Origin of the sequence: Pseudoalteromonas sp. M58 (assembly GCF_042604605.1) — a bacterium.
GTDB lineage: Bacteria > Pseudomonadota > Gammaproteobacteria > Enterobacterales > Alteromonadaceae > Pseudoalteromonas > Pseudoalteromonas tetraodonis.
In genome coordinates this window covers 1,443,804-1,460,600 of sequence record NZ_CP152390.1, presented here as the reverse complement: position 1 = coordinate 1,460,600, position 16,797 = coordinate 1,443,804, and the positions used below count along the sequence as shown (strand labels likewise).

At 39.8% G+C, this 16,797-nt stretch carries 12 protein-coding genes; 3 read left to right on the top strand and 9 right to left on the bottom strand.

Annotated features, from left to right (window positions below; translation table 11 throughout):
- Positions 1-225 precede the first annotated feature (225 nt).
- From AAGD16_RS06715 to AAGD16_RS06700, 4 genes are all read right to left on the bottom strand, one after another.
- Entirely contained in the window at positions 226-1,347 is a 1,122-nt protein-coding gene (locus AAGD16_RS06715; protein ID WP_377114485.1) for an ABC transporter permease, read from the bottom strand.
- A gap of 2 nt (positions 1,348-1,349) precedes the next feature.
- Positions 1,350-4,139 carry a ribosome-associated ATPase/putative transporter RbbA gene (rbbA, locus tag AAGD16_RS06710; RefSeq protein WP_377114482.1) on the bottom strand — a complete coding sequence of 930 codons (2,790 nt, stop codon included), beginning with the start codon at positions 4,137-4,139 and terminating at the stop codon, positions 1,350-1,352.
- Entirely contained in the window at positions 4,139-5,143 is a 1,005-nt protein-coding gene (locus AAGD16_RS06705) for an HlyD family secretion protein (RefSeq protein WP_377114479.1), read from the bottom strand. The genes rbbA and AAGD16_RS06705 overlap by 1 nt, the downstream gene beginning before the upstream one ends.
- 354 nt (positions 5,144-5,497) lie before the next feature.
- Positions 5,498-6,511 carry an endonuclease/exonuclease/phosphatase family protein gene (locus AAGD16_RS06700; RefSeq protein ID WP_377114476.1) on the bottom strand — a complete coding sequence of 338 codons (1,014 nt, stop codon included), beginning with the start codon at positions 6,509-6,511 and terminating at the stop codon, positions 5,498-5,500.
- 234 nt (positions 6,512-6,745) lie between these two features.
- Between AAGD16_RS06700 and AAGD16_RS06695 the strand changes: the two genes are divergently transcribed.
- Positions 6,746-8,008: a valine--pyruvate transaminase gene (locus AAGD16_RS06695; protein ID WP_182785154.1), complete on the top strand. Its 1,263-nt coding sequence runs from the start codon at positions 6,746-6,748 to the stop codon at positions 8,006-8,008.
- Positions 8,009-8,409: 401 nt separating this feature from the next.
- Positions 8,410-9,609: an Nramp family divalent metal transporter gene (locus AAGD16_RS06690; RefSeq protein ID WP_058154509.1), complete on the top strand. Its 1,200-nt coding sequence runs from the start codon at positions 8,410-8,412 to the stop codon at positions 9,607-9,609.
- Positions 9,610-9,683: 74 nt separating this feature from the next.
- Here AAGD16_RS06690 and AAGD16_RS06685 read toward each other — a convergent pair whose 3' ends face one another.
- On the bottom strand, positions 9,684-10,145 hold the full coding sequence (locus AAGD16_RS06685; RefSeq protein ID WP_058154508.1) for a hypothetical protein: 462 nt from the start codon (positions 10,143-10,145) through the stop codon (positions 9,684-9,686).
- On the opposite strand from AAGD16_RS06685, the gene AAGD16_RS06680 reads away from it, so the two are divergent.
- A complete protein-coding gene (locus AAGD16_RS06680; RefSeq protein ID WP_377114471.1) occupies positions 10,130-11,311 on the top strand; it encodes a PQQ-dependent sugar dehydrogenase in 1,182 nt (393 codons plus the stop codon). The two genes, AAGD16_RS06685 and AAGD16_RS06680, sit on opposite strands and share 16 nt — an antisense overlap.
- Positions 11,312-11,553: 242 nt before the next feature.
- Here AAGD16_RS06680 and AAGD16_RS06675 read toward each other — a convergent pair whose 3' ends face one another.
- The 4 genes from AAGD16_RS06675 to serS form a co-directional block, all read right to left on the bottom strand.
- Positions 11,554-11,982 (bottom strand): aspartyl protease family protein, encoded by a 429-nt coding sequence (locus AAGD16_RS06675; RefSeq protein ID WP_273002096.1) that lies wholly within the window; start codon positions 11,980-11,982, stop codon positions 11,554-11,556.
- Between the two features lie 298 nt (positions 11,983-12,280).
- Entirely contained in the window at positions 12,281-13,993 is a 1,713-nt protein-coding gene (locus tag AAGD16_RS06670) for a DUF262 domain-containing protein (protein WP_377114467.1), read from the bottom strand.
- 124 nt (positions 13,994-14,117) lie between these two features.
- Positions 14,118-15,086 carry a hypothetical protein gene (locus AAGD16_RS06665; RefSeq protein ID WP_377114464.1) on the bottom strand — a complete coding sequence of 323 codons (969 nt, stop codon included), beginning with the start codon at positions 15,084-15,086 and terminating at the stop codon, positions 14,118-14,120.
- A gap of 400 nt (positions 15,087-15,486) precedes the next feature.
- Complete coding sequence (gene serS / locus AAGD16_RS06660) at positions 15,487-16,791, bottom strand: serine--tRNA ligase (protein ID WP_016899885.1); 1,305 nt, start codon at positions 16,789-16,791, stop codon at positions 15,487-15,489.
- Between the last annotated feature and the right edge of the window lie 6 nt (positions 16,792-16,797).

The window sequence follows — 16,797 nt, the reverse complement described above, 5'->3', positions numbered from 1 at the left end:
AACGTTAACGGGTGGCTTTATCTTAAAGTCATTTTTTGAAAACACGCGTTATATTTAATACCAATCTGCTTGGATATGGGATCTATTTTAACGATAAGAAAATTGCTCTATAACTAGGCAAAATTTTTGATATCTAGTTGTTCTAAATGAAAAATTTTTAACAACGTTATAGGGTGATTTAATTCGTTAAATTGTTCAAATATTTATGCAGGTTGGTATATTACCCTAACCTTGCGCCACTGATTTACGAAAGCGCATTAATGCAACAATAAAAAACACACTGCCAATAACAGTTAATGCTAAAAAGTAAGGCCAAACTACATCCCACCCTGCTCCTCGGTATAAAATTGCTTGAGCAAATTTTACAAAATGCGTTGTTGGCGCCAATAACATAATATTTTGCACTACCTCAGGCATACTTTCACGCGGCGTAACACCGCCAGAGAGCATTTGTAATGGTAATAAAATTAAGATCATCAGTAACCCGAGTTGCGGCATGGTGCGCGCCTGTGTGCCTAACAATATACCCAGCGATGTGGTCGCAAATAAATGAATAGCAACGCCAAATAAAAATAAGCCTGGCGAGCCATGAACGGGCACTTGTAACAAACCTTCGATCACAATAAATAATGAAAATGCAGTCAGTAATAAAATCACTAACCCATTGGCCCAAATTTTCGCCATCACTATTTCAAAGGGGCTTAATGGCATCACTAATAAATGCTCTAATGTGCCGTGTTCGCGTTCACGGATCACCGCGGCGCCAGTTAAAATAATCGAAATCATTGTGATCACGTTCATTAATTCCATCACGCTACCAAACCATACACTTGTCATGTTTGGATTAAACATAATGTGCGCCGATTGCTTTATTGGCAGTGAATAAACGGTTCGATAACCTTGCACAAACTCATTTACTTCGCCGTTAATAATGGTTTGAATATAGTTATCACCAATAAATGCTTGCGACATACGCGTAGCATCTATATTTACTTGAATTGTAGGTTGCTTAGCTGCAAGTACATCACGCTCAAAATAAGGCGGTATATTAAGCACAAAAGTATAACGGCCATTATCCATAGCTGAGTCAACATCGCTTAATGAAAGACTGTCTGGCGTTTTGAAGTAAGGCTCATAAAAGGCATTAATAATACGCTTAGATAATTGCGATTGGTCGTGATCAACAACTGCAATTGGTGCATTATTTAACTCTATCGACGTGGCTGAAGCCACCACATAAATCAGCCCAGTAAAAGCAAAAAAAACGAATAGCAGCAAAACCTTATCACGCCATAAACTACGCAACTCTTTAATACCTAAATTAATAATGTTTCCGCGACGTTGCATGGCTATTTGTCCTGCTTTGGAAGTAAAAATACACTGGCCAGAGTCAGCACAGGTATAAAAGCGAATAAAGGCAGTAGCTGGGCTGATAAATCAGAAAAATTAAGCGCTTTATTAAAGACCCCCCGACACGCCTCTAAAAAGTAGGTGGTCGGAAACAGTTTGCCAATAATCGCCCCAAACCCTTCTAAGGAAGAAACAGGGTCAATTAGCCCACAAAAGTTAACGGCAATCATCAAAACCACCACCGTAGTGGCTGCCAGTGCTGAAATTTGTGTTTTTGTAAAAGCCGAAATTAACAGCCCCACTCCGGTAGTCGCTGTAACGTATAATAATGCAGCCAAACTAAGCGCCCAAAAGCTGCCTTTTAGCGCCACACCAAACACAGTAATAGCAAGTGCAACTAAGCCAAAAAAGCTAATCATACTCACTAAAATGTAAGGCAGCTGTTTGCCAATAATAAATTCCAGCCGATTAACCGGTGTTACATATAAGTTTATGATTGAACCCAACTCTTTTTCGCGCACTACGCCAAGCGCCATCAATATTGCAGGAATAAATACCAATAGTAGTGGAATAACCGCCGGCACCATGGCCTCAATGCTTTTAAAATCTTGGTTATAACGATAGCGAGATTCAATATTAGCTGGCACTAAGTTTGGTACTTGTGCATAAGTGCGCAAAGATAAGTTGGTTAAATAGCTGTAATACACGCCGCTCATATAACCATTAATCGTTTCTGCCCTAAACGGCATAGAACCATCAATCCACACTACAATTTCAGGTTTACGGCCGCGTTTAAATTGCTGAGCAAAGTTAGGTGGAATTTCAACGGCCACGCTTAACTCGCCACTGCGCATTCGGTTCTCAAGTTCTTGCGGGCTTTTAATATCTGCTTTTTGAATAAAATAACGCGAACCTGCCATATTTTGAATGTAGTTGCGGCTCTCGGGTGATTGGTCTTGATCTAGTACCGCAAAGCTTAAATCTTCAACATCAAATGTAATGCCGTAACCTAAAATAAACAGCAAAATTATCGAGCCCAGTAAAGCAAACGTTAGGCGAATAGGATCGCGCCATAACTCTAGCGTTTCGCGATGCGCATAACCAAATAACCGCAACAAACTAAATGCGGGGTTAGTTTTATTCTTACGAGTAGCGGGCGCTGTAGCCAAAGCTTTGTGTTTATCCGTTATCGATGCTTGTATCGCCGAGCTTGCTCCGGCTGCATTTACTGCTTCTTCTAAATATGCAATAAAGGCAGCTTCTAGTGTGTCGGTATTACGCGCTTTGCACAGTGCAGCTGGCGTATCGCTGGCAAGTATTTTACCTGCATGCATTAACGAAATTCTATCGCAACGTGCCGCTTCATCCATAAAGTGAGTCGAAATAAAAATAGTCACGCCTTGTTCGCGCGAAAGCTCAATGAGTAACTGCCAAAAGTCATCCCTTGCAACGGGGTCTACACCCGATGTGGGCTCATCAAGTATGAGCATTTCAGGGCTATGTACTACCGCAACAGCAAGCGATAAACGCTGGCGAATACCTAGGGGCAAATCGGTAGGAAAATCGTCACTGTATTTTTTAAGGTTAAACCGAGTAATTAAATCTTTAACGCGCGGCTCTATTTTCTCTGCAGGTAAGTGAAATAAACGCGCATGCAATAACAAGTTTTGCTTCACTGTAAGCTCGTTATAAAGCGAAAACGCTTGTGACATAAAACCAACGCGCTTGCGGCTTTCTATGTTATTGGCATCGACCTTTTCACCAAACAATTTTGCTTCGCCGCTGGTTGCCGGTTGTAACCCCGTAAGCATTTTCATTGTGGTGGTTTTTCCACAGCCATTTGAGCCTAAAAAGCCAAAAATTTCACCTTGTTCAATACTCAAGCTCACCTTGTTAACGGCGGTAAAATCGCCAAATGTTTTACATAATCCATTTGCTTCTATAGCGAACTGAGTTGTGTTTAAGTCTTGTTTACGAGGTGGCACAACTAACCGCTGATGATCATGGCGCTTTTCTTCAGGAAGTAATGCTATAAAGGCTTCATCAAGCGATTCTTTATTAGTTTGCGCTTTCAGGTTTTGTGGGCTGCCCGTACCGATTACTTTTCCATCGTCCATAGCAACTAGCCAATCAAAATCATCGGCTTCTTCCATGTAGGCGGTCGCAACCAGTACGCTCATTTGTGTATTTTCAGCGCGAATACTGTTTATTAATTGCCAAAATTGACGACGCGATAGCGGATCAACTCCGGTAGTTGGCTCATCTAAAATTAATAATTGAGGGTCATGGATCAGTGCGCAGCACAAACCGAGTTTTTGTTTCATCCCACCAGAGAGCTTTTCTGCGGGGCGATCGGCAAATGCCTCTAAGCCTGTACTTTTTAAAAGGTTATTAATTCGTTGTTTTCGCTCGGCTTTATTTTGAGAAAATAGACGACCAAAAAAATCTATATTTTCAAACACAGAAAGTGTTGGATACACATTTTTGCCAAGCCCTTGAGGCATGTAAGCAATGCGTGGCGACACCGTATTACGAAAACCACTGCTGCGCATATTGCCGTTTAATACCTCAACCTCCCCCTCTTGAATCGCCCTTGCCCCAGAAATAAGTGCCAGCAAGCTTGATTTTCCTACGCCATCAGGGCCTATAAACCCGACCATTTTCCCGCCAGGTAATGAAATACTAATGTTGTCCAGCACGCGATTATTAGCATAGCGATGGCTCACCTTAGTAAGCGTAACCACACTTTCACGTGATGGCTGTTGAATGTTTTTATCGTCGTTATCCATTATTCAGGCACTCGTACCTGTAATGACGTAGGCCAATTTTTTTCAGGCGCTAACAACACATAAGCAAGCCCTGGCACCCCTATTTTTACTTGTTTGATATGGTCTTTTAATAACTGCGAGTCGAGCTTTACCTTAACTCTAAACATCAGTTTATCGCGCTCGTTTCGGGTTTCTACCGATTTAGGGGTAAATTGCGCCTGTGCAGATACAAACGTCACTTTAGCCGGCAATGTATACTCGGCAACAGCATCAATAACAATGCGCGCTTGTGAGCCTATTGTTACCTTGCCCGCTTGCGCTGTTGGTAAATATATACTCATATAAACATCGGTTAAATCCAATAACGATAAAACCTTGCCACCACCGCCAAGCACTTCGCCAGGCTCAGCTAATCGATACAATATGCGTCCATTGATTGGTGCTGTTAACGTGCTGTCGGCTATGTTGCTTTGTAATCGCTCAATACGTGCCTGCGCTGCTTCTATTTCAGCATCCGACTGCACAACTTTTACGTTTGCCGCGGTTAAAGCAGCTTGCGCAATAGCAGAGGTGGTTCGTTGTTGATCTACCACTTCTTTTGAAATATGGCCTTTTTCCAATAATTTTGCAGAGCGGCGCAATTCAGTTTGTGCAAAATTAAGCTCACTTTTATGCTGCTCTACAATCGCTAATGCGTATTTACGAGACTCATTGGCAACACGAAGCCCCGCCTGAGCTTCACGTAACTGTGCGTTTAAATCATCAGTATCAATAACCGCTAACGTTTGACCCGCTTTGACCATATCGCCTTCTTGCACCATAACGTCAACTAAGCGGCCCGGTAATTTTGTAGCAATATCGTACTCAGTCGCTTCAATTCGCCCATTTCCATAGGCAACGCTGTCAGGGAGTTGTTCAGCAAATGATGTAGGTTGCAAGGTTTGCCAAGCATACCAGCCAGCCCCGCCCACAATGACCAAAACAGCGAGTTTACTCAAAGATTTGAGCGTTGATTTAATTGTCATGTACTAAAACTCCATGTATGTAAAAGTAATGTAAGTGAGGGTAGTCAAGGTAAAAATTGTTAGGATACAGCACGCTAATTGTTATATGAAAGCAACCCTGCTTTGTAAGTACAACAAGGGTAGTTGTAATAAGCGATTTAAACGAACTTAAAAATCCACCGTCACTAATCTACCACTCTCACCGTTAATAAAGATGATGTAGATCAATATAAATTAGAGTTAATGCACTAATTATTAGTGATTTTTTAAAACAGCAGGATAAAAGAAAGGGAAAACATCAAGGCACCTACTGAGCGCCTTAATATTAATTATGTCAGCGACAGATTAGCTTACTATTTATAGTAACAAAACCCGCTACGACCTTAATGCTAAGCTAATCAATACCACGCCATGATCGGTGCTTAAATCATCACGCTCAAATTCAGGGTTAATTAAATGACGATCGTAAGTATGGTACTGGCTCACCTCAAAAAAACTGTCGTCGTAACTTGAGTCAAACTCGCAAGATAACAAAATGTAGTCAAGCACTGAGCTGCTCGCGCCAAAATAATGGGTAGGCTTTCGCTTTAAATCCACTTTATTTTCATTATTTTGATTAGCCAAATTTAATTGCGACCTTGCAAATAACTGCCATGCGTCGTTAAGGCAATATTTTGCAAGGTAAGTGTTACTGTCAAACGCAGGGGCAAAGCGCAGTGTATTTGTTAGTAAATGGCTTAAAACGCCATCGGCTAAGTCGTTGTTAAAATCGCCCATTAAAACCATTGGGTTTTGTGTAGATTCGCGGCGTGCAATGATGTCTATCATCAGCAATGTAGCCTCACTGCCGCGCTGAATAGTTGAGCCCCAACTCCCTGCTATATCGGCTTTTAAAAGCTCGATAATATTTTTTTCGGGTGTGAGGTCTTTGTTTTGCTCATCAAGCTCTATCATTGAGCGCTTAGACTTAAAATGCACCACATAACAATCCGTGTTGCCGATATGCGGTAAAGTTATTGTAGCTCTAAGCACCTTTCGGCTAAATGTAAAATCCTCAGTTAAACCAAGGGTTTTAGCAAGCTCATGGTCGTGCTCAACAGTTGCCACTTCAACAATTGGGTATTTTGCGGCTATTGCCACAACAGGGCGTTTGTAAATAAAGTCGTCGATTACCTGGGGCTCATCTACCACGGCAAAGTACGCATAACCTTGCTCTTTAACTAATTCTTTAAGCGACTCAATACTAAATACTTCTTGAAAACCAATCACATCAGGCTGATGCTCGGTTAAGTAATTTACAAGCCAACGCTGCTTTTTAGCCCACTGCTCTGCGGTGTATATGCGTTCAAATTCATAATAAGCATTAGGCGGCTCAAGGTAATTAAACAAGTTAAAAGTGGCAATTTTAAGAATCGTATCAGTAATAACCGAATCGTCTGCTTTGGTGTTTAAAGGTGTTTTAGTGTGTGATTCAAGGTTGCTGATAAGGCTGCCCTACTTAAAATATGAAAAACGATTATAGCGGGTTATGGCTATAGTAATCTAAGCGGTGAAAATTTTTCAATATCAAATTCATAGTGTTAATTTACACTAACTTATCATTTTTTAAGGCACACGGTCATTATGGATTACTCAAACTTCGGCACTAAATTTACTCAACCTAATGGTATTACTCAGTTAATGGAAGATTTAGGCGATGCTAAAAACAGTAATAATCCAAATATTGTTATGCTCGGTGGTGGTAATCCGGCCCTAGTGCCTGAGGTTAATGATATTTTTATCAATGAGTTACAAAAGCTTGTTGCTAATAATACACTTTCCAACGTATTTGGACTTTACGATGGCCCAACGGGTAATGATGCATTTCGTGCAGCTCTGGCCAAGCAACTAAAAAGTGAATACTCATGGGATTTAACCGCAAATAATATAGCGCTTGGTAATGGCAGCCAAGCCAATTTTTTTGTGTTATTTAATCTGTTAGCTGGCAGTATGCCTGATGGAAGCCATAAAAAGGTTTTATTTCCGCTGGCACCTGAATATGTAGGCTATGCAGATCAAGGCTTAACTGACGATATGTTTGTAGCAATAAAGCCCGATATCGAAATTTTAAATACTGAAAGTGGCTCAAACCAATTTAAATATATCATTAATTTTAAAGCTGTTGAGCAAGTATTAGCAAGCGACAGCAGCATTAGCGCACTGTGTGTATCGCGCCCGACTAACCCAACAGGCAATGTCATTACTGATGAAGAAGTACAGCATCTCGATTTATTGGCTAAGCAATATAATATCCCACTGATCATTGATAACGCCTACGGCGACCCATTCCCTGGGTGTATTTATACCGACGCAAACTTAACCTGGAACTCAAACATTATTTTATGCATGTCACTTTCAAAGCTTGGCCTACCGGGTTTGCGAACCGGTATTGTAGTGGCTAACAATGACATAATTAAAGCCATTGGCCGTGTGAATGGCAGTATGGTTTTATCGCCAAACAGTTTTGGCCCAAGTTTAGTAACGCGCCTTATTAATGAAGATGAACTCCTTCCGCTGTGTAAAAATTCAGTGCTGCCTTTTTATCGAGAAAAAGCACAAACAGCAATGAACTTGTTTGATGAAATATTTGCCCACCTCCCCGTTTACTTACACAAAGTAGAAGGCGCATTTTTTATGTGGCTGTGGTTTAAAGAGGCAAAAATAACCAGCGAACAACTTTACCAAAAGCTCAAAGAGCAGGATGTTTATATTATTCCCGGGCATAATTTTTTTATTGGTATTGATGATGCTTGGGCACACAAACACCAGTGTATTCGCATTAATTATGCAACCGATGCCAGCACTTTGCGAAAAGGCTTAGAGGCCATTAAAGCCGTGATGGCATGAATTGATATTTAGGGCATTCAAACCCTTTGCATGAATACAGTGCGTGCAAAGCGTTTATAGTGCCTATAGTTATTGGCATAAACCTGTGAACAATTTAAGGTTATTCAGTCATCCTCTAAGCCGTTAAATAAGCCCTAAACTGAGGTAAGCGGTTATTACTGTTATTTATTGATTGTATTAATTTTGTGCAAACGCGCCACACCCCCTTTAAATTTATATATAAGTTGGTATGCTACGCGACCTTTTTTAACATATGATTATCATCAAAAAAGGGTTTGCCAAGGGGCGGCTATCGCTGCAAGGCACTTAATATAAGTGGCAGCAATAATACAGGCATCGCGTTATAAAACGTTAGATGTAACTTTAAATAGCAATATACAAAAGTACTATTAAGGTCAATTATGCGATTAGGACCAGGACTACTCGTCACCGCTGCCTTCATTGGACCAGGGACTATTACGACTGCCAGCGTGGCAGGTGCAAACTTTGGTTTTGCACTAATATGGACATTACTGTTTTCAGTTATTGCCACCATATTATTACAATCTATGGCGGCGCGCCTTGGCGTAGCCACCGGGCAAGATTTAGCGCAAGCGCTAAGAGCTCACATTGAAACGCCCCTATTTAAATCTCTCGCTATATTTTTAGTGATCAGCGCCATTGGAGTAGGTAGTGCCGCCTACGAGGCTGGCAACCTTAGCGGTGCCAGCATGGGATTAATTGAAATATTTCCTCATGTTAATGCCCAGCTTTGGACGCCACTCATTGCATTTTTAAGTGCGGTGTTACTTTACAGCGGTAAACACAAAGTCGTTGAAAACGCGCTTATTTTATTAGTGATTTTAATGAGCCTAGTGTTTATCTCTACGTTAGTTATGGCTGCTCCCTCGCTGAGTGATGTGTTAGCAGGCTTTATTCCTAGTATGCCAGAGGGTTCAATTACCACCGTATTGGCGTTAGTGGGCACCACCATAGTGCCGTATAACTTATTTTTACACTCAGGTGTTTTAGCTGCAAGACACGACAGCAAAAGTGATAAGCAAAAAGTTATTAAGCAAACTAATGTAGATACGGGTGTGTCTATCACCTTAGGTGGCGTGATCACGCTGGCAATTTTATCAACCGCGTCAGTGGCATTTTATGGCACAGATGCAGGGCAAATTAGCGCTGCCAACATGGCGGTACAACTTGAGCCATTACTTGGCGATGCTGCCCATTACTTTTTTGCTATTGGCTTATTTGCAGCAGGTTTAACCAGCGCAATAACAGCTCCCCTTGCCGGTGCATATGCAGTATGTGGCATGTTAGGTTGGTCAAATAAAATGGATAACACCCGCTTTAAAAGTGTCGCCATTGTTATTTTATTATTTGGTGCAGCCGTGGCGTCTCTGGGTTTAGACCCTGTTGCCGTGATAATTTTTGCCCAAGCCGCAAATGGCTTATTACTGCCTATTGTAACCACCTACCTAGTGTGGCTGGTTAACCAAAAAACAGTAATGGGCAAATACACCAACTCAATGTTGGTAAACTTACTTATTTTACCGGTGTTAGTGCTTATTTTTGGCTTAAGTGGTTACAAGCTGTTTAGTTTGATTTTTTGATATCACGACGCAATTTATACACACAAAAGCCGCTATATTAATAGCGGCTTTTTACATTGCAGACCAATACTAACTTAAAAGCCGTGATGCGCTGCCTTGTGCTTATTTTCCTTAATGAGTTTTGCAAATACATAACCCCCTACTGCACCTGCACATAATTGCGCATAAAAACCCCAACCTCTTGCACCTGCAATAATAGTAATATTCATAATTGACTCAATCGCAATTAACGCCGTTGCAAACGCCACCATACCAGCAATAACAAATAGTTGTGTGCCTTGCTTGTTCATTTTTTTAGCAATAAACCAAGTAACCAAAAACGCGATAGCAAGTGCAACAGCAATAATAGCGCCATAGGTCGGTAGCAAGCCAAGCCAATCTTCAAGGATTAAGTTAACACGGTCATTAAAGCCCACTACAACACCTACATTAACTAATTGATTGACAACGTATTGACTATGAAACAAGCTAGCAAGAGTGAATGTAAGTAACCAAGAAACTAAAAATGACGGGAGTATACGTGTTAAAAACTGCATGGTTATCTCAACTTAAAATAAAACTTTTTCCTTACACTAGCAAAGGCTTGCAGGGTAAACAATCTCTATATTGTATTACGCTACTGTCACTTTTAGCGTTTTCTTGTCACGCCAGTGCCGAGTTACCAACACAGCAATACACAGCTAGTACTTTAGCAACAGGGCTCAATTCACCGTGGAGTATGGTTAAACTCCCAAACAATACCTGGTTAATCACCGAGCGTGATGGCCATGTTGTTATCATTAAAAACAACCAACAAACCCGAGTTAAAATAAACTTCGAGGGCTTATACGTTGCAGGGCAAGGTGGTTTACTTGATGTAGTGCTTTCGCCAAATTACAGTGAATCAAAAGAAATAATATTCACTTATGCCCAAGGTGAGCTTGATGCAAACAGACTCGTTATTGCCAAAGCTAAGTTTGATGGCGAGCAGTTTTCAGTACCAAAAGTTATTTATAAAGTCGCCACCGATAAAGGCACACCGCAGCATTATTCTGGCCGCGCGCTTGTGCTGCCTGATAATACCTTATTATTTTCAAGTGGTGATGGTTTTGACTACCGCGAGCAAGCACAGGTTATTACCAGTCAACTTGGCAAAACATTACGCATAAACTTAAACGGCACAATACCAAGCGATAACCCGTTTATTAGTCACAAAAACGCTAACGCGCATGCCATTTATTCACTCGGGCACCGTAACTTGCAAGGCTTGGTTTATGATTACGATACACAGCAAATTATTAGCCACGAACATGGCCCCGCAGGCGGTGACGAGCTCAACTATTTAACAGCTGGCACCAATTACGGCTGGCCAGTAATCACCAACGGCGACGATTATTCACAAGCACGTATTTCTCCCTTTAGAGACTACCCTGGAATGGCTAAACCAGCCGTAGATTGGACGCCCTCAATTGCGCCATCAGGCATGGCGTATTATGGCGATAACCATGCAGCCTTCCCTTCACTGCAACGCCACGTGCTTATTACTACATTGGTCGATAAAAAGCTCTACAGTATTAATTTAGCGAATGGTGAATACACCCAGACTCATATTTTTCCAGAAGCCACAGGCAGGCTCAGAGATGTGTTTGTCACTGCTGAAGGTAATGTGGCGATATTAACGGATGGAAAAGAGGCAAAGCTGATGTTGTTTAAAGCAAATTAATTTACAAAGAGGATAAGAGACGCTGCGCTTTTAGAGGTAAGTAGCGGCTTGAATTAAGCCGCTTTAATAGCTTTAAGAACTCTGTTGGGTGGCGCCTTTGGCTTAACCAACCTACCTTTTAACGTAGGTCGGATAAGTGGCGAAGCCACGTCATCCGACAAAAATGATAAATTAACTTGAGACAACCCGACTTATCACGCTGTGTATAATATGCAAAGAGCGGCTTAAATAAGTCGCTTTAATTACTCATAATCAGCTAACGGCTCTCTAATTGTCAGTGTATTAGTGCCAAAATCTAACACAGCTTGGTATTTTCTAAAAAATGGAGAACCTAATAATCCATGGATAATATTATCACCACCTGCTACCTGAACATGGTCAAGGTTTAGTGAAACAAACTCTGTACTTTCAAAAAATTGCTCTGCTAATTCAAATTTTAATAATTCAATCAGGCCCATTTCATGCTCTGAGGTACCCAAACCAGCAGCATTTTCTTCACTAAACACTTCTTCTATTCCAAGCTTTTTAATACATGCCCTATCTAAAACAGATGCACCCGCCGCTGTATCTAAAATTAAATTTACTTTATGTTCGTTGATCTTAGCCTGAATAATTTGATGACCTGTTTCTGTTACTTCAAATTTCAAACTTGTGGTTTTGACTAATTCCATGAATGTTCCTTATTCTATATTAGGTTGATTAATAGACACTATATTACAAACACTTATGAAAACAACCCACCTTATAAATAAGTAAACAAATGGCTTTTCACCAACGTCTATATCGTAATTATAATATGCTAAAAATAACTACCCCCAAACGCACAAAACTTATGTTGGCAAAACAACATTAATTCACAAAGAGGATAAGAGACGCTTCGCTTTTAGAGGAAAAATAACGACTTAAATTAAGCCGCTTTTATAAATTTAAGTTCTGATGTCTGAAGTCAAGATTTGACCCCTTTGGTTTTTATACTTTATTATAAATATGTTGAGAAATTGCCTTTGCACGCTCTAAAACTTTTTCCTTGTTCCAGTCCTTCCCATAAATGAAATTCGCCTCTAATGGATACCCAGCTCTACAGAGTATGGAAATCTTCTCCGCTGGCAAATTATCCTTTAATTTATGACCATTTGTACTCGCATCAGTAAGTAACAAATTGCCCACATTACCTACTATAAAAGGGTTTGAGCCAGATTTTATCATCACTTCAGGAATAATGTGTTCAATCGTTAAGTTAGTATGATTGATATCAAGCCCATTGGATTGAGTGCCTAAAAGCTTACAAAGAGAGTATTTTATGACGTTTTTAGACTTTGTTTTATTTGATAGATAGTCCAAGTCTAAGAACTTAACTTCAAATTCACCATATGATGGTAATTTTTCACTTAACTTATTTTTTAAACCCGTCAATACTCTTTGTACTGCATCATTATCCTGAGCTTCCGTCAATTTAATTGAGTGCTGAGAATACATTGTCGCAATGCTACCTGATGATCTTTGCTGTGTAACAGCATTAAACGCAAAGTGGAAATGCTCAATTTGTTTAAGTATCGATTTGAGTTGCTTGAGAGTTATCTTTTTAGAGTAGTATGCAACAAGAAGAGCCAATACAAATGACGATTGCTGTTTTACTTTAAAACTGTTGAGAGCAATCAAAGATGATTTCACTTCAAATAACTCTTTAGTCCACTCGGAACTTTCTGGGCTTAACATTCTGCCATAGCAAACTGCATACTCACCAAGGTCTTTTAACAACTCTTTAGCGTTGTTCGAGTCTATCGTTATATGTTCTTTTATTAAGGAAAATAGCTTCTTGTCAGTCGTATAAGCATGCTTTGATATCCAGAAATGTAGAAGAAAAGCGTCGATAGCACTGGAATCGGAGATATCATCAAAGCGCTTTATAAGACGGTTCCATGCTTCTTTTGGGCTATCAAGTGAATAATGCGAGTTTTTTATTGTTTTTAGAATCAGGTTTTTAACAAGATCTGAAGTCTTTAGATCACGACCACGAGCATTTAGTGTTTCAAAGATTAAATAAGCATCATCCTCGTTATCTAGTTGAATAAATACGAGTTTTAACGATAGAAATTTATCCCTTAGTTCTTTCAATTTTAATACTGGGTCTTCATGTGCGAAAATTTCCATTTGTGGATCTTCTGCTTCTGAAAAAGGTATGTATTGCTCTAATTTATCTGAAAGTAGCTCATAGGCTGCTTTTAAATTGGATTCTTCAGCACCGACTTCACAGTTAATTTTGATACTAGAATTGGTATCATAAAAAGCTTGGATATGATTTTGGAGATATGGAAATGAAGTCTCGGCATTAAGAACAAACTCATTAACATAATCGTTATTTGGTGTCTCAATAAAACGATGAATTCCTTTTGCTAAGTTTTCTTCACCAAGTCGAAGAAAGGCGTCTCTAATCACTGATAGGACAATTGTGATAGTCGTCAAGCGCTGTTGTCCATCAACGATGCCAAAATATGGTTTTCGAGTTTGGTAAACAACCATCGACCCAATAAAGTAGCTATCTGTTTTATCACCGATTATATCCAACCAAAAATTTTCAACTTCATCTTTACCCCATGAATATGGACGCTGAAACCTTGGAATTTGAAAGTAACCGGAAGAAAAGATATCTTGTACTTCTTTATCATTAGCTTCAATTTTCATTCTTAATAGTCCCTTTAAAACAACAACTTCCAAAATTTTAACACGATTTCACGATTTAGCATGCATCGAAATATATTGATCTACATAACGCCTAAATCAGGTCCGCCGTAGGCGTCAACTGGATTTACTTGTTAAGTGGATTGCACTCGAATATATCAAATTTATTGCCTTTCTTTGCAAGAACAATATATGAATTTGGACCCATAAATATTACTGGTATTTTTTTACCATTTTCTGTGAGGGCATCATTATGACATAAATGGTTACCATTCATATCCATTGCTTCTGCGGCCTGTAAAAGTTTGTCATTCTGAAACTGATTACTCCATAGACCTGGTAAAAGAAAAGCTGTGATAAGGCTGGTTATTAGCGAGCAAAACATTATAGCTAATCTTGAATCGTTCCAGAACTTGTGGTTTGAAGTAAACAAGTTAAGTAAGCAGAATAGAAATGAAATTATGAGCACTGGAATAGAAGTAAGAGCCAAGACCTTTGCAATATTAATAAATATTCCGACCGCTGTAGAATAAGGGAAAAGAGCTGGATCTACCCCAAATATTGCATTCACTTGAGCAAGAGAACTATAACTTGCCCAAAAAATTAATATTGCTGACAGCAAACCAATTATTTTTTTAGTCGAAGAGTATGATACGAAAGATTGAATTAATCTAGACTCTTCAAAAAATACAAGTATTGACCAAATCATTAAAATAATTGCTGATATCAAAAGTGGTTGTGCTAAGGCAGAAGTTTTTATAAACACTGCAAGCAACATCATTAGCATTCCTGACATTGCTAACCTTTGAGCATTCTTACTGTTCTTGTCAATGGAAGAATACTCATTAATTTTTTGACCAATGTACTGAAATAGATTTTTAAAGCTAATATTAAAAAGTTTATAAACCGCCATAACTGAGAATGCAATTATCCCAAACCAACCAAGTGCTGCCAAGGGCTCTTGTAGTGGGATTCTTAAAGAGTAATCGGGTGCGAATGCAATTGTTATAGAGATGAAGCTATATAGACAAAATAAGACTATTTCCTTTCTACTACTCAATTCGATTCTTTTTGCTTCAGTGTTTACTTCATTCATTCTTTATGAGTTACTCGATGTTGATTAGTCCACTTAACAACTTTATCTACGACATTTGTCGCTTCATAAACCGAAAAATGTCCAAATATTACAATTAATCTAATGTAACCAGCGAATAAGCACATGTAAACAATTAGTTACCTCTCACCTAAATTTACGGAATGTAGAGAAACACCAAAATGGTAGAGATCAGTAATATTAGAAAAAAGTGTTGTGCAAATAAACAATAGAGGCAGGTTTATTATTTTTACTGATAAATAGCGTAACTTAGACTTTTACTTTCGCCTTTAACCTTTTCCCATTTACCTTTTCTTTTATCAAGAAACAAAAAAAGCCGCTGTTCGTTAAAACAGCGGCTTTCTTTCTTAAAGCTTATAGCTAAAAAATGACAGCTAAAACGTTACGCTTTACCAATCACTTCAAGTCCACCCATGTATGGGCGTAATACTTCTGGTACGACTACTGAACCGTCGGCTTGTTGGTAGTTTTCTAGTATTGCTACAAGCGTACGGCCAACTGCTAAACCTGAGCCGTTTAGTGTGTGTAAAAGCTCTGGTTTTTTAGCGCCTTCACGACGAAAACGTGCTTGCATACGGCGTGCTTGGAAATCGACCATGTTTGAACATGATGAAATTTCTCGATAGGTGTCTTGCGCCGGTAACCATACTTCTAAATCGTATGTTTTTGCTGCGCCAAAGCCCATGTCGCCCATACATAAAATCACTTTACGGTACGGCAGTTCAAGCGCTTGTAAAATTTGCTCAGCATGGCCTGTTAGCTCTTCCAGTGCTTGCATTGAATCTTCTGGTTTTACAAGTTGTACTAGCTCTACTTTATCAAACTGGTGCTGGCGGATTAAACCGCGTGTATCGCGACCGTAGCTGCCTGCTTCACTTCTAAAACACGGGGTGTGCGCCGTTAAGCGAATAGGTAAATCGCTTTCTTCGTAAATTTCATCACGCGCGCTGTTTGTAAGAGGTACTTCTGCTGTAGGGATTAAGCTAAAGCCCGGTTGTTGCTCGCCATCATCGTTTACTAGGCCTAATGTGTGGAATAAATCGCCTGCAAACTTTGGTAATTGACTTGTGCCGTATAGGCTTGCGCTATTCACTAAGTACGGTACATACATTTCTGTGTAGCCGTTTTTATCTGTGTGGGTATCTAGCATGTATTGGGTAAGTGCACGGTGCATACGCGCTACTTGGCCGCGCATTACGGTAAAACGTGCGCCACTAATTTTAACGCCCATTTCAAAATCTAGGCCGTTTAGGTCTTGCCCTACATCAACGTGGTCTTTAACTTCAAAATCGTACTTTTTTGGTGTACCCCAAGTTAAAATTTCTACGTTGTCGTCTTCGTCAGCGCCTTCTGGTACCGACTCATCCGGTAAATTTGGAATTGCTAAGGCAATTTGTTTAATTGCTTCTAACACTTCGTCTTGCTCAGCTTTAGCCGCGTCTAACTCGCTGCCTAAGTTAGCAACTGCGTCTAGCAATGGTTGTGCGTCTTCGCCTTTTGCTTTTGCCTGACCAATGGCTTTAGCACTGGCGTTACGTTGACTTTGAAGTTCTTGCGTTTTTACTTGTAATGTTTTGCGTTTTTCTTCAAGTTCAGTCACTACCGCTACATCTAGCTCATAACCACGTGCGGCTAAACGTGCTGCAGTTTGTTCGACATCTTGACGTAAATATTTAGAATCTAACATGTTAGT

Excerpts from the sequence above, each read along its gene's own strand:
- AAGD16_RS06715 (WP_377114485.1), bottom strand. The coding sequence starts at position 1,347 with ATGCAACGTCGCGGAAACATTATTAATTTAGGTATTAAAGAGTTGCGT.
- rbbA (WP_377114482.1), bottom strand. The coding sequence starts at position 4,139 with ATGGATAACGACGATAAAAACATTCAACAGCCATCACGTGAAAGTGTG.
- AAGD16_RS06705 (WP_377114479.1), bottom strand. The coding sequence starts at position 5,143 with ATGACAATTAAATCAACGCTCAAATCTTTGAGTAAACTCGCTGTTTTG.
- AAGD16_RS06695 (WP_182785154.1), top strand. The coding sequence starts at position 6,746 with ATGGATTACTCAAACTTCGGCACTAAATTTACTCAACCTAATGGTATT.
- AAGD16_RS06690 (WP_058154509.1), top strand. The coding sequence starts at position 8,410 with ATGCGATTAGGACCAGGACTACTCGTCACCGCTGCCTTCATTGGACCA.
- AAGD16_RS06685 (WP_058154508.1), bottom strand. The coding sequence starts at position 10,145 with ATGCAGTTTTTAACACGTATACTCCCGTCATTTTTAGTTTCTTGGTTA.
- AAGD16_RS06675 (WP_273002096.1), bottom strand. The coding sequence starts at position 11,982 with ATGGAATTAGTCAAAACCACAAGTTTGAAATTTGAAGTAACAGAAACA.
- AAGD16_RS06670 (WP_377114467.1), bottom strand. The coding sequence starts at position 13,993 with ATGAAAATTGAAGCTAATGATAAAGAAGTACAAGATATCTTTTCTTCC.
- AAGD16_RS06665 (WP_377114464.1), bottom strand. The coding sequence starts at position 15,086 with ATGAATGAAGTAAACACTGAAGCAAAAAGAATCGAATTGAGTAGTAGA.
- serS (WP_016899885.1), bottom strand. The coding sequence starts at position 16,791 with ATGTTAGATTCTAAATATTTACGTCAAGATGTCGAACAAACTGCAGCA.